Source organism: Paraburkholderia aromaticivorans, from assembly GCF_002278075.1.
Classification (GTDB): Bacteria; Pseudomonadota; Gammaproteobacteria; order Burkholderiales; family Burkholderiaceae; genus Paraburkholderia; species Paraburkholderia aromaticivorans.
In genome coordinates this window covers 2,031,022-2,043,107 of record NZ_CP022989.1, presented here as the reverse complement: position 1 = coordinate 2,043,107, position 12,086 = coordinate 2,031,022, and the positions used below count along the sequence as shown (strand labels likewise).

Sequence of the window (12,086 nt, the reverse complement as noted above, 5' to 3'; positions counted from 1 at the left end):
GCTCACTCCGTCCAGCTCAATGCGCCGCTATAGCCGACCAGCAGGATCAGCAAACCGAAGCCGATCCGATACCACGCGAACGCGGTGAAATCGTGCGCCGCGATATAGCGCAACAGCCAGCGCACGCATGCAAACGCGCTGACGAACGCCGCCACGAAGCCGAGCGCGAAGGTGCCGAGCGCATCGACGGAAAGCAGATGCCAGTCTTTGTGCAGTTCGTACGCAGTCGCGCCGAAAATGATCGGAATCGCGAGGAAGAACGAAAACTCCGTGGCGACGCGCCGGTCGAGACCGAACAGCATCCCGCCGATGATCGTCGAGCCCGAGCGCGACATGCCAGGAATCAGCGCGAAACATTGTGCGAGGCCCACTTTCAGCGCGTCCAGCGGGCTCAGGTCGTCCACGCTCAGGACGCGCGCCGCCGTGTCACCGCGCGTGCGCTGACGCGCCTCCGCCCACAGAATCACCACGCCACCCGCCACCAGCGCGAACGCCACCGGCACCGGCGAGAACAGCGCCGCCTTGATGGATTTTTCGAACAGCAAGCCGAGCACGATCGCCGGAATGGTGGCGATGACCACGTTCAGCGTAAAACGGCGTGCATCCGGCCGGCTCGGCAAGCCGGACACCACACTGCCGATGCGGCGGCGAAATTCCCAGCACACGGCGAGAATCGCGCCGAGCTGGATCACGACATCGAAGGTTTTCGCGTGCTCGTCGGTGAAGTTCAGCAAACTCCCCGCGACGATCAAATGCCCGGTGCTCGACACGGGCAAAAACTCCGTCAACCCTTCGACGACGCCCAGAATCAGCGCCTTGCAAGCCAATAGCCAGTCCATCCCTGCCCCTCATCGCGGTAGATAGTCGGAACGAACAGGGCCGGCACGCTATCGCGCGGCCCTGCCGGCCGCGCGCCGCGTCATTTTTCGACGATTTGCACGCGTATGCCGTTTGTAAGGATGGTGATTGTACCGGGTTCGTAATTCACACCGGCAAATTGCAGCTGTTCAGGCTTGAAGGTGTAGATCGGATAGTTGGTCAGCAACTGCGTGGCGAGCAATCCCGCCGCGGCGTTGATCTGCTGCGTGTAGGCCTGTGCCTGCCCGCTCACGCTCACGTTGTCGACATTAGGCGATCTGAGCACGACCGATTTGCTGGCGGCGTCGTAGGCCAGTTCGCTCGACAGCATGAACACGCCGTCCACCGGCTGCGGCATGAAGGGACTCGCGAAGCGGGCGTCGAGCTTCACGGAGACACGGTTCGCATCCGGCAAGAGGCCCACCACGGGATGGGTCAGCGCGACCTCGAACACTTGCGAGACCGTGCGCTGATACGGGAACTTGCGCTGCACCGCGTCCTGCACCTGCTGCTGAGAGAAGGTGTAGTGCGAGGGGATAAATGGAAAAGTCGAGGTTGCGCAGGCCGCGAGCGAAACGGTGATGCCGAGCGCGCCAGAGCCTGTCAGCGCGGCAAGCAGAAAGCGGCGCCGGGCCGGCGCAGCGGGTCGGGTCATGCGAAATCTCCTGTGGAAACCTGTTCGGGCATGCGATTGCGTGGTTCGTCTTCGGCGTGTGGCGCTTCGTTCGTGCGTGCAGTCGTGCGCGCCTATCGGCGGGCCGCCGGTGGCGCGGGCGGTTGAGTCTGGGCTTCGAGCAGCGTCAGCCACGCGAGTGCTTCCCCGCGGTTCGTGCCGCACATTTCCGTCTGCGGCTGCAAACCGGAACAGCACGCCGGCCGCTGCGGCTGACCGAAGATCGCGCAGCGCAGATCGTCGCCGAGTTGCACGCAGCGCACGCCCGCCGGCTTGCCGTTCGGCATGCCTGGAATGGGACTCGAAATCGACGGCGCAATACAGCACGCGCCGCAGTCGGGGCGGCACGCATGATCCGCCACATGAAAAGCAGACGCGCCGTTCACAACGCGCTTCGACACTTCAGATGCTTGATTCACCACATTCTTCCTGATCCCCACACCGGGCAATGCATTATCAGACCCGCATTGTGCCACCGCATTCCATGCGACCTTTTTACGCAATCGCGCGAATCCGCGCTCACGTACACTCGAGGGGTCCGAAAGGCCATGCTCAAGAAGCGTCCGCGCTGTTCGATCCGGTCTCGCGAATCGCCGCCGGTTGCGCCTCTTCCTCGATGGCCGCCAGCCCTCGAGCCCCTCATGTCCAACGACAACACGCTGTTCCGCCCCGACCTGCTCGCCAGATACAGCGCGAACGGCCCACGGTATACGTCCTATCCGACCGCCCCGCAGTTCCGCGACGATTTCGATCCGGCCGACTATTTACGCGCCGCCGCCGATCCGGGCGCCTCGTCGACGGATCTCTCGCTGTACTTTCACATTCCGTTTTGCGATACCGTGTGTTTCTACTGCGGTTGCAATAAGGTCGCCACGAAAAACCGCGCCCACGCGCGTCCGTACCTCGACCAATTGAAGCGCGAAATGGTGTTGCAAGCGGCGTGTTTCGACACACGGCGGCCGGTATCGCAATTGCATTGGGGCGGCGGCACGCCGACCTTTCTCTCGCACGACGAGACGGCCGAGTTGATGGCGGCCACACGTGAGCACTTCACGCTGCTGCCCGATGCCGAAGCCGAATATTCGATCGAAGTCGATCCGCGCGAAGCGTCGCCCGAAACTATCGCGCATTTGCGCAAGCTGGGTTTCAACCGGTTGAGCCTCGGCGTGCAGGATTTCGATCCGGTCGTGCAGCAGGCCATCAACCGCGTTCAGCCGCTGGAGATGACCGCATCGGTCATGCAGGCCGCGCGCGACACCGGCTTTCACTCGATCGGTGTCGATCTGATTTACGGGCTGCCGCATCAAACGGTCAAGAGCTTCAGCCGCACGCTCGACACGATGATCGAGCTCGCGCCCGATCGTCTCTCGGTATTCGCCTATGCCCACATGCCGCAACTCTTCAAGATGCAGCGGCAGATGGACCCCGCCACGCTGCCCTCGCCCGATGTCCGGCTCGCAATCCTGCAGCGCGTGGTCGAACGCCTGACGGGCGCGGGCTATGTGTATATCGGCATGGACCACTTCGCGCTGCCGACCGATGAGCTCGCGCGCGCGCAAGCGCAGCGAACCTTGCATCGCAATTTCCAGGGCTACAGCACGCGCGCCGACTGCGATCTGATCGGCTTCGGCGCGTCGTCGATCGGCAAGGTCGGCGACGTCTATGCGCAGAACGCCAAAGATTTACCGGGCTATGCCGCGGCGATCGATTCAGGCAAGCTCGCCATCGCACGCGGCGTGCGCCTCAGCGCCGACGACCGTCTGCGCCGCGACGTCATCACGCAATTGATGTGTAATCTGGAGTTGCGCTTCGATGAATTCGAAGCGGCTTACGGCATCCGCTTTGCCGAAACGTTCGAGCCGGAGCTGGCGCGCTTGCACAGCTTCGAGCAGGACGGCCTGGTGTCGCTCGGCACAGGTAAGCTCGAAGTGCGGATGGCCGGCCGCATGCTCGTGCGCAACATCGCCATGGTGTTCGACCGCTACCTCGGCCAGCAGACACTCGAGCGGTTTTCCCGCACGGTTTGAAGGCTTTGACGTGGATGAAAGCAACCGGCTTGCCCGTCGTCCGATTTTCGGCCATAATCTGCGTCTTCGCCGCGCTCCAGCTTCTGGCGCGTGCGCCGCAAGACCTGCCCAGGTGGTGAAATTGGTAGACGCAGGGGACTCAAAATCCCCCGCCGCAAGGCGTGCCGGTTCGATTCCGGCCCTGGGCACCAAAGAATTCGCAAGCCCGCTGTTTCAGCCTCCCCTCGAACCCCGCCAGCACATGCTGCCCGCGGGGTTTGTCGTTTCTGGCGCTACCTGAAAACCCCGACGAACCTCAACGACCTTCAGCGGCGTGAGCGCGAATCGCGCCGCTCACGCCGTTCACACGCTTTACCGCGCCCGCCTTACGGCCCCCGCTTTATTGCCCGACGACCCGCGCGCCACCCAGCGCCGCAGCGCGCCGGCGCTTGAACACGTACCCGGCCCACATCACCACGAGCCACGCCGGCACCAGCCACACGGAAACGGACAGACCCGGCGTCATCGCCAGAATCACGAGGATCAGCGCCATGAACGCGAGGCAGATCCAGTTGCTGACCGGGAACCAGAACGACTTGAACACGAGCGTCTCGCCTGCCGCGACCATCGCCTTGCGCGACTTGAGATGCGTCAGGCTGATCAGCGCCCAGTTGAGCACGAGCGCCGCCACCACCAGCGCCATCAGCAGGCCGAGCGCTTCAGCCGGAATCAGATAGTTGACGATCACGCAGGTGAACGTGGCGAGCGCCGACAAACCGATCGCCATATACGGCACGCCGCGCCGGTTCACTTTCATCAACGCGCGCGGCGCATTGCCCTGCTCCGCGAGGCCGTAGAGCATGCGGCTATTCGCATAGACGCCGCTGTTGTACACCGACAGCGCGGCGGTCAACACCACCACGTTGAGGACGTTCGCGGTCAGCGACGAACCGATCTGCGAGAAGATCATCACGAACGGACTGCCGCCGGCCGCCACCTCGTTCCACGGGTACAACGACAGCAGCACCGTCAGCGAGCAGATGTAGAAAATCAAAATCCGGTAGATCACCTGATTCACGGCCTTTGGAATGCTTTTCTGCGGCTCGTCGGCTTCGGCTGCCGTAATGCCGATCAGCTCCAGCCCGCCGAAAGAAAACATGATGACGGCGAGCATCATGAACAGGCCATGAAATCCATGCGGAAAGAAACCGCCGTGGCTCCAGAGATTAGAAACGGACGCTTGCGGGCCGCCGTGGCCGCTGATCAGCAGATAGCCGCCGAACACGATCATGCCGATCACCGCGACGACCTTGATGATCGCGAACCAGAACTCGGTTTCGCCGTACGCTTTGACGTTGGCGAGATTGATTGCGTTGATCAAAGCGAAGCACGCCAGCGCCGACACCCACGTCGGCACACCGGGCCACCAGTAATGAATGTAAGTACCGACGGCGGTCAGCTCGGCCATACTCACGAGCACGTACAACACCCAGTAATTCCAGCCGGACAGAAAGCCGGGAAAATCGCCCCAATACTTGTACGCGAAGTGGCTGAACGAACCGGCCACCGGTTCCTGCGCCACCATTTCGCCCAACTGCCGCATGATCATGAACGCGATGATGCCGCCGATAGCGTAGCCAAGAATCATCGACGGGCCGGCTGTCTGCAACACGCTGGCGGAGCCGAGAAAGAGGCCCGTGCCGATCGCGCCGCCCAGCGCGATGAGCTGGATGTGGCGATTCTTGAGCCCCCGCTTCAGGCCGTCTTGCTGCTGTGCACTATTCAAATTGCGCCCCAGTGTATGGATATCGATCACCCGATCGGACTTATGGTCCGGCCCGGCAGAACCTGAAATTTTACCGTGGCCGAAATGACCTAAATACTGGGAGCAACCCGCGCTTGGTTCTGCGCCGCACTTAACGGCAAGGATAGTGATTGTCACTGGCGCAGGGCTTCTGTATGTTGCCCTAGTCGAGCTTTGCGCCTCCGGAGATTCAACATGTCGCCCAAACGCCTGCTTTGCGCCGCTGCTTTGTGTCTCTGCTTCCCGGCGGCCGTCGCTCTCGCCCAAACCACCGCGCCGGCCACGGCGCCTGCCGCCGCGCCGGCCGTGCAACCCGCTGCCGAGCCGGCCAACGAGCCGGGCATGGAGACGAGCGCACCCGAAGCGCCGACTCCGGCCCCGGCACCCGCCGCACCGCCCGCCAAGGCCGCCGCCGCGCCGGCCCCCGCCGCGCCCATGACCGGCCCCGTGCGCAACGTCGTGCTGGTTCACGGCGCATTCGTCGACGGATCGAGCTGGAACGGCGTGGTCGCCAAACTGCAGCAGAAGGGCTATCACGTGAGTTCCGTGCAGAACCCGCTCACGTCCCTCGCCGACGATGTCGCCGCGACGCGCCGCGTCCTCGCGCGCCAGCAAGGTCCGACCATGCTGGTCGGGCACTCGTGGGGCGGTGTCGTGATCACCGAGGCGGGCGCGAACGCGCCGAACGTGGCCGGTCTCGTCTATGTCGCGGCGATCGCGCCGGATCTGCACGAGTCGACCGTGGATCTGATGAAGCGCGCCGCGCCGATGCCCGCGGGCGCGGGCATCATCAAGGATCCGAGCGGTTTTCTCTGGCTCGACCGCACCAAATACCATGCCGATTTCGCCGCGGACGTCCCAGAAAACGTCACGCGCGTGCTTGCCACCGCGCAGGTGCCGATTGCCGCGACGGCCTTCAGCGAAACGGTGAGCCAGGTCGCATGGAAAGAAAAGCCGTCGTGGTACGTGATCACGACGCGCGACCGGGCGGTATCGCCGGAAGTCGAAAGATTCATGGCCGAGCGGATGGGCGCGAAGGTGGTGCCGATGGCGTCGAGCCATCTGGCGCCGGTGTCGCACGCGGGCGCGATTGCCGACGTGATCGATCGCGCGGCGCGTGAATTGAGCCGGCAGCAGTAGGTCTCTTCAGGTGTAGGCGCGAATACTTTTCGCCCGTGTGCCGGCTCGGCGTTCTCCTGCAGTTTGATTCGGATACCGTAGCGTCCCGCACCTCGGGCGATCAACGCAACATGAACGACATCGCCGACAGGCAATTCAGCATACGCACCACGTGTTCCGCCGATGCCGCGTGAAAGCGCAGCGTGAGCGCATCGACGCGCGTGAGCGTCGGCCATTGGCAGAACAGATCCGCAAGCGCGCTGGTTTGCACGCGCAGTTCGCATTCCATCGGCTTCGCTTCGGCGCGTGTCGATTCACGCGCAGATCCATTGGCGAGATGCTGTTGAACCACCTCACGCGCGGCGTTTTCAATGGCCTCGCGAGCGTTTGCCGGAGACTGTGTGACGCCGCTCGCATGGCCCGTCGCGCTCTTGGTGACGACAAAACGCGCGCCCGCGAAACGCGGCGCGGTTTCTTCGGCGAAGACGTCGTCACCGGATAACAGCGCGACCTGTGCCCCATATTCTTCCGCCAGCGCGCCATATAGGGCCGCCTCGCCCACTTCGACGCCGTTCAGCGAAACGCGTGCGAACGCGAAACTATTGATCGTGTGCGCGAGGATGCCGCGCGTTTGCGACATGGCGTGATAGCCGATCATGAAGACCAGCGCCGCGCCGTATTCGAGTCCGGCCATCATGCCGAGCGTGCGCGGTTTGCCGAGCACGACCTGAGCGCGCGCGTCGAGCAGGTCCGGCAGCAGATTGCGAAAGCCGCCGTGAGAATCGTTGACCCACACCTGCGTCGCGCCGCCGGCGAAGGCGCCTTTAATCGCGGCGTTGGCTTCGAGCGTCATCCAGCGGCGCGCGGCTTCGTATTCGCCGTTACCCGCGCGCGTTTGCTCGGGGTGAAACACGCCGGCAATGCCTTCGATATCGGCGGAAATGAGGACTTTCATCAGGGGGTGGACTGGAGTAGTTGGGCGAGATCGGGGACGCTGTCACGCAGCGACAGACGCCGATGGCCGTCGCGGCCGGTCACGGACGCGGCACGCCACAAGGCGTCGAGAATCGCCTGCTCGACGCTGTCCGCGCAGGCGCGAAAGACCGGATCGAGACGTTCGTCGGCAAGCAGCGGCGGCAGCGTGACGAAGTCGGCCCCGTGCGGCACGCTATACGCCGTTGAAAACGCCAGCGCGATATCGCCGCTGCCGTGACCGTACACCGAACCGGTGCGTGCGAGACCCGCTGCCGCGCGCATTGACAGCCGCTTGAGCTGGCGCGCGCCGAGTGGCGCATCGGTGGCGACGATCATGATGATCGAGCCTTGCTCGGGTTTCGTTGGCGACAAGGGTGCCGATACCGCAGTAGCCGCCGTCGCCGCGCGTTCGGCCAGCATGCGGCCGAGCGGCGTGCCGTCGATGGTCAGCATCGGCAGGCGGCCGAAGTTCGCCAGCACGAGCGCGCCGACGGTATAGCTGCGGCCTGCCGCGCTCGCCACGCGCGACGCGTTGCCGATGCCGCCCTTCAGATCGAAGCACGACATGCCCCGGCCCGCGCCGACCGATCCGCTCGCGACATCCGCGCCGGCGGCCGCGTAGGCAGCGTCGAAATGCTGTTCAGTGACGGCGAGCGCCTGGATATCGTTGAGGTAGCCGTCATTGCATTCGAACACCAAAGGATTGACCGTCGACCACTCACGACCGATCCGCGGATTCGCACGCACAGCCGCGCGAATCTGCGCCTGCGCGACGGCGGCGACGCCGAACGTATTGGTCAGCGCGATCGGCGTTTCCAGCGTGCCGAGTTCTTCGACCTGCACGAGCCCGACGCTTTTGCCGAACCCGTTGATCACCGCGGCCGCCGCCGGCACCTTGCCGAGAAACGGATCGCCGTCATGCGGCCGGATCACGGTCACGCCGGTTTGCACGGCGCCTTTGTCGAGCGTGCAATGTCCGACTGTCACGCCGTGCACATCGGCAATCGTGCCGAGCGGACCCGCCGGCAATGTGCCGATATGCGGCACGTGGTGAATCTCAGCCGGGTTCATGGCCGGTCGAGCTTCGGATCGAGCGCATCGCGCAAACCATCGCCGAGCAGGTTGAACGCCAGCACCGTCAGGAAAATCGCCAGACTCGGAAACAGCGCGATATGCGGCGCCGTCACCATGTCGGCGCGCGCCTCATTGAGCATCGCGCCCCACTCCGGCGTCGGCGGTTGCGCGCCGAGGCCGAGAAACGACAGGCTCGCCGCCGTGATGATCGAGGTGCCGATACGCATCGTGAAGTACACCACCACCGAGGAAATCGTCCCCGGCAAAATGTGACGCACGATGATGGTCCAATCCGACGCGCCGATGCTGCGCGCCGCTTCGATATACGTGAGCTGCTTGAGCATCAGCGTATTGCCGCGCACGAGCCGCGCGAACGCCGGAATGCTGAAGATCGCGACCGCGCAGATCACGTTGATCATGCCGTTGCCGAGAATCGCCACCACGCCGATCGCCAGCAGAATGCCCGGAAAGGCAAACAGCACGTCGGCCACGCGCATCGTAATGCGATCCCACCAGCCTTCGTAGTAGCCCGCCAGCAAGCCGAAGAAGGTGCCGATCACCGCGCCGATCGCAACGGAGAGAAAACCCGCTTCGAGCGAAATGCGCGAACCCGCCAGAATGCGGCTGAAAATATCGCGGCCGAGTGAATCCACGCCGAACCAGTGCGCCGCGGACGGCCCCGCGTTCAACGCGTCATAGTCGAAGAAATTTTCCGGATCGTACGGCACGATATGCGGCGCGACGATCGCCAGCACGATCAACAACAGCACGAAAACGCCGGCGGCGAGCGCCACATGCTGCTTACGGAATTTGCGCCAGAACTCGCTCCACGGCGTGCGGATAGCAGGTTCGGCTTTGACGGGGTTGGCCGCATTCGGCTCGGTGGCGGTCGTGCTCATGCGGGCCTCACTTGAAACGGATGGTCGGATTGATCACGGCGTACAGCACGTCCACGACCAGATTGATGATGATGAATTCCAGCGAGAACAACAGCACTTCGGCCTGAATCACCGGATAGTCGCGCATCGAGACGGCATCCACCAGCAGGCGCCCGAGCCCCGGCCAGTTGAACACCACTTCCACCACGATCGAGCCGCCCAGCAGAAAACCGAATTGCAGACCCATCATGGTGATGACGGGAATCATCGCGTTGCGCAGGCAGTGTTTGACGATCACGAGAGGTTCGGGCACGCCCTTGGCGCGCGCGGTGCGCACGAAGTCTTCGTTCATCACTTCGACGAACGAGGCGCGGGTGAAGCGCGCCATCACCGCCGCGACCGCCGCGCCGAGCGTGAGCGAGGGCAGCACGTAGCTCTGCCATGAACCGTCGCCGACAATCGGCAGCCAGCCGAGCTTCACCGAAAAAATCTCCATCAGCAGCATGCCGAGCGCGAAGGCGGGAAACGAAATGCCCGACACGGCGAGCGTCATGCCGAGCCGGTCGGGCCAGCGGTTGCGCCACACGGCCGAGACGATGCCGATGCCCATGCCCAGCACGACCGCCCACACCATGCTGGCGAGCGTGAGCAGCAGCGTCGGCATGAAGCGCTCGCCGATTTCCTGGCTCACTGGCCGCTTGCTGCGCGTCGAAATGCCGAAGTCGCCGTGCGCGATCTTCACGAAGAAGTTGGCGAACTGCTGCGGCATCGGCTTGTTCAGGCCGAGGTCGGCACGCACCAGCGCGACCGTCGCCTCGTCCGCATCGGGACCGGCGGCGAGCCGCGCCGGATCGCCCGGCAACAGATGCACGAACAGGAACACCAGCACGGCGACGATAAAGAGCGTCGGCAGCAGGCCAAAGAGACGTTTGACGAGGAAGTTCAGCATGAAACCCAATCCGGCAATGATGCGGGCAACGAAAGATCTTGCGCGACGCGTAGTGGAGCAAAGCAGTGATCGGGCAGCGCGGGCGTGCTGGTGAAACGGCATGCCCGCGCGCCCGGCCGGCGCATTACTTGATCGCGATCTCGTCGAAATTGAACGAGCCGTCCGGCGCCACGTAAGCACCCGACAGACGCTTGCTGCGCGCGTACACCACCTTCTCCTTGACGAGGAAGATCCACGGCGCGTCGGTCCAGATGCGTTTTTGCGCGTCGGTGTAGAGCTCGGCTTTCTTCGTGCGGTCGGTGGTTTCGAGCGCCTGCTTCAGATCGCTGTCGACGGTGTCGTTCTTGTAGTACGCCGTATTGACCATCTTCGGCGGGAACGAGACGGACGCGAGCAGCGGCGTGATCGCCCAATCCGCTTCACCCGTCGACGAGGACCAGCCCGCGTAGTACATGCGCACCGGCGCGGTCGCGGCGTCCTGCGCGCTTTCCACCTTGGCGACGCGCTGGCCCGCCTCGAGCGCTTCGACCTGCGCCTTGATGCCTACTTGAGCGAGCTGCTGCTGCACGAACTGGATCACCTTCTGCGCGGTCGAGTAGTTATACGCGGACCACAGCGTGGTTTCGAAACCGTTCGGATAGCCCGCTTCCTTCAGCAGTGCGCGCGCCTTGGCCGGATCGTACGGCCACGGGCCCTGCTTCACCGCGTAGTCGACGCCTTGCGGCACCACGCCGTCGGCGGGCGTCGCGTAACCGGCGAACACCACCTTGGTGAGCGCGTCCTTGTTGACCGCGTAGTTCAGCGCTTCGCGCACCTTCGGATTGTCGAACGGCTTCTGGTTCACGTTCAGGCTGATATAGCGCTGAATGATCGACGGCGACGCGATCAGATCGACCTTCGGGCTCGTCTGCAATTGCGCGGCCTGCTCGAACGGCACCTGGAACGCGAAATCCGCTTCGCCGGTACGCATCAACGCAGCGCGCGTGTTGTTGTCGACCACCGGCTTCCAGTCAATCGCGTCGACCTTCGGGTAGCCCTTCTTCCAGTAGCCGGCGAACTTCTTCACCGTCAGGTCGCCCGCCGGATCCCACTTCACCAGTTCGAACGGACCGGTGCCGACCGGATGGAACGCGATGTCCTTGCCGTATTTCTTCAGCGCGTCCGGCGAGATCATCACCGCCGACGGATGCGCCAGCACGTTGACGAAGGCCGAGAACGGCGCCTTCAGCGTGATCTTCACCGTGTACGGATCGACCACTTCGGTCTTCTCGATACGGTTGAACATGTTGTAGCGCTTGAGCTTGTTCGCCGGATCGGTCACGCGGTCGAAGTTCGCTTTCACCGCGGCGGCGTTGAAGTCGGTGCCGTCCTGGAACTTCACGCCGTGGCGCAGCTTGAACGTGTAGACCTTCGCATCCGGGCTCGCTTCATAGCTGTCGGCCAGCACGTTGACCAGCTTCATGTCCTTGTCGAACCCGAACAGCCCCTGATAGAACGACTTGGCGACCGCTTGCGACAGCGTGTCGTTGGCATCGTATGGATCGAGCGTCGTGAAGGTCGAGGCGACGGCCATCACGGCCGTGGTGTCGGCGTGCGCCGCATTGCCCGCGAGCATCGCGAACGCCACCGCGCCGCCGCTGATCAGCGCGCGCAAACGAAACGGAGAAGACGGGACCAGCAGGTTCATGAGGTTGGCTCCAGGCTGCGAAATGAAAACAGGTTGGTGTGCTGCGAGAGAAAGCGTATTGCT

General features: G+C 63.7%; 11 protein-coding genes and 1 tRNA gene. 3 read left to right on the top strand and 9 right to left on the bottom strand.

Annotated elements, in window-relative coordinates:
• Positions 1 to 2: 2 nt before the first annotated feature.
• The 3 genes from CJU94_RS09375 to CJU94_RS09365 all read right to left on the bottom strand — a co-directional run bounded on the left by CJU94_RS09375 (position 3) and on the right by CJU94_RS09365 (position 1,953).
• The gene (locus CJU94_RS09375; protein ID WP_095418453.1) at positions 3 to 839 is read right to left on the bottom strand and encodes an undecaprenyl-diphosphate phosphatase; all 837 of its coding nucleotides are present in this window, start codon (positions 837 to 839) and stop codon (positions 3 to 5) included.
• Between the two features lie 80 nt (positions 840 to 919).
• Complete coding sequence (locus tag CJU94_RS09370) at positions 920 to 1,513, bottom strand: DUF1439 domain-containing protein (RefSeq protein ID WP_095418452.1); 594 nt, start codon at positions 1,511 to 1,513, stop codon at positions 920 to 922.
• A gap of 92 nt (positions 1,514 to 1,605) precedes the next feature.
• Positions 1,606 to 1,953 (bottom strand): YkgJ family cysteine cluster protein, encoded by a 348-nt coding sequence (locus CJU94_RS09365; protein ID WP_425272186.1) that lies wholly within the window; start codon positions 1,951 to 1,953, stop codon positions 1,606 to 1,608.
• 219 nt (positions 1,954 to 2,172) lie between these two features.
• Here CJU94_RS09365 and hemN point away from each other — a divergent pair, with 219 nt between their 5' ends.
• Both hemN and CJU94_RS09355 read left to right on the top strand, forming a co-directional pair.
• Positions 2,173 to 3,558, top strand: a complete 1,386-nt coding sequence (gene hemN / locus CJU94_RS09360; RefSeq protein WP_095418451.1) for an oxygen-independent coproporphyrinogen III oxidase — start codon at positions 2,173 to 2,175, stop codon at positions 3,556 to 3,558.
• Between the two features lie 106 nt (positions 3,559 to 3,664).
• Positions 3,665 to 3,749 (top strand) — tRNA-Leu (locus tag CJU94_RS09355).
• A 188-nt stretch (positions 3,750 to 3,937) separates the two neighbouring features.
• On the opposite strand, the gene CJU94_RS09350 is transcribed toward CJU94_RS09355, so the two are convergent.
• Complete coding sequence (locus CJU94_RS09350; protein ID WP_095420275.1) at positions 3,938 to 5,323, bottom strand: amino acid permease; 1,386 nt, start codon at positions 5,321 to 5,323, stop codon at positions 3,938 to 3,940.
• 213 nt (positions 5,324 to 5,536) lie between these two features.
• On the opposite strand from CJU94_RS09350, the gene CJU94_RS09345 reads away from it, so the two are divergent.
• Positions 5,537 to 6,481, top strand: coding sequence for an alpha/beta fold hydrolase (locus CJU94_RS09345; protein ID WP_095418450.1), 945 nt, complete (start codon positions 5,537 to 5,539; stop codon positions 6,479 to 6,481).
• Between the two features lie 100 nt (positions 6,482 to 6,581).
• Here CJU94_RS09345 and CJU94_RS09340 read toward each other — a convergent pair whose 3' ends face one another.
• The 5 genes from CJU94_RS09340 to gsiB form a co-directional block, all read right to left on the bottom strand.
• The gene (locus CJU94_RS09340) at positions 6,582 to 7,415 is read right to left on the bottom strand and encodes a M55 family metallopeptidase (RefSeq protein WP_095418449.1); all 834 of its coding nucleotides are present in this window, start codon (positions 7,413 to 7,415) and stop codon (positions 6,582 to 6,584) included.
• Positions 7,415 to 8,506 carry a DmpA family aminopeptidase gene (locus CJU94_RS09335; RefSeq protein ID WP_095418448.1) on the bottom strand — a complete coding sequence of 364 codons (1,092 nt, stop codon included), beginning with the start codon at positions 8,504 to 8,506 and terminating at the stop codon, positions 7,415 to 7,417. The genes CJU94_RS09340 and CJU94_RS09335 overlap by 1 nt, the downstream gene beginning before the upstream one ends.
• Positions 8,503 to 9,408 carry a glutathione ABC transporter permease GsiD gene (gene gsiD, locus CJU94_RS09330; protein WP_095418447.1) on the bottom strand — a complete coding sequence of 302 codons (906 nt, stop codon included), beginning with the start codon at positions 9,406 to 9,408 and terminating at the stop codon, positions 8,503 to 8,505. Before gsiD ends, CJU94_RS09335 begins: the two co-directional genes overlap by 4 nt.
• A 7-nt stretch (positions 9,409 to 9,415) precedes the next feature.
• On the bottom strand, positions 9,416 to 10,336 hold the full coding sequence (gene gsiC / locus CJU94_RS09325; RefSeq protein WP_095418446.1) for a glutathione ABC transporter permease GsiC: 921 nt from the start codon (positions 10,334 to 10,336) through the stop codon (positions 9,416 to 9,418).
• Positions 10,337 to 10,460: 124 nt separating this feature from the next.
• The gene (gsiB, locus tag CJU94_RS09320) at positions 10,461 to 12,023 is read right to left on the bottom strand and encodes a glutathione ABC transporter substrate-binding protein GsiB (protein ID WP_095418445.1); all 1,563 of its coding nucleotides are present in this window, start codon (positions 12,021 to 12,023) and stop codon (positions 10,461 to 10,463) included.
• Positions 12,024 to 12,086 lie beyond the last annotated feature (63 nt).

Excerpts from the sequence above, each read along its gene's own strand:
- CJU94_RS09345 (WP_095418450.1), top strand. The coding sequence starts at position 5,537 with ATGTCGCCCAAACGCCTGCTTTGCGCCGCTGCTTTGTGTCTCTGCTTC.
- CJU94_RS09340 (WP_095418449.1), bottom strand. The coding sequence starts at position 7,415 with ATGAAAGTCCTCATTTCCGCCGATATCGAAGGCATTGCCGGCGTGTTT.
- CJU94_RS09375 (WP_095418453.1), bottom strand. The coding sequence starts at position 839 with ATGGACTGGCTATTGGCTTGCAAGGCGCTGATTCTGGGCGTCGTCGAA.
- gsiD (WP_095418447.1), bottom strand. The coding sequence starts at position 9,408 with ATGAGCACGACCGCCACCGAGCCGAATGCGGCCAACCCCGTCAAAGCC.
- gsiB (WP_095418445.1), bottom strand. The coding sequence starts at position 12,023 with ATGAACCTGCTGGTCCCGTCTTCTCCGTTTCGTTTGCGCGCGCTGATC.
- CJU94_RS09335 (WP_095418448.1), bottom strand. The coding sequence starts at position 8,506 with ATGAACCCGGCTGAGATTCACCACGTGCCGCATATCGGCACATTGCCG.
- CJU94_RS09370 (WP_095418452.1), bottom strand. The coding sequence starts at position 1,513 with ATGACCCGACCCGCTGCGCCGGCCCGGCGCCGCTTTCTGCTTGCCGCG.
- gsiC (WP_095418446.1), bottom strand. The coding sequence starts at position 10,336 with ATGCTGAACTTCCTCGTCAAACGTCTCTTTGGCCTGCTGCCGACGCTC.
- hemN (WP_095418451.1), top strand. The coding sequence starts at position 2,173 with ATGTCCAACGACAACACGCTGTTCCGCCCCGACCTGCTCGCCAGATAC.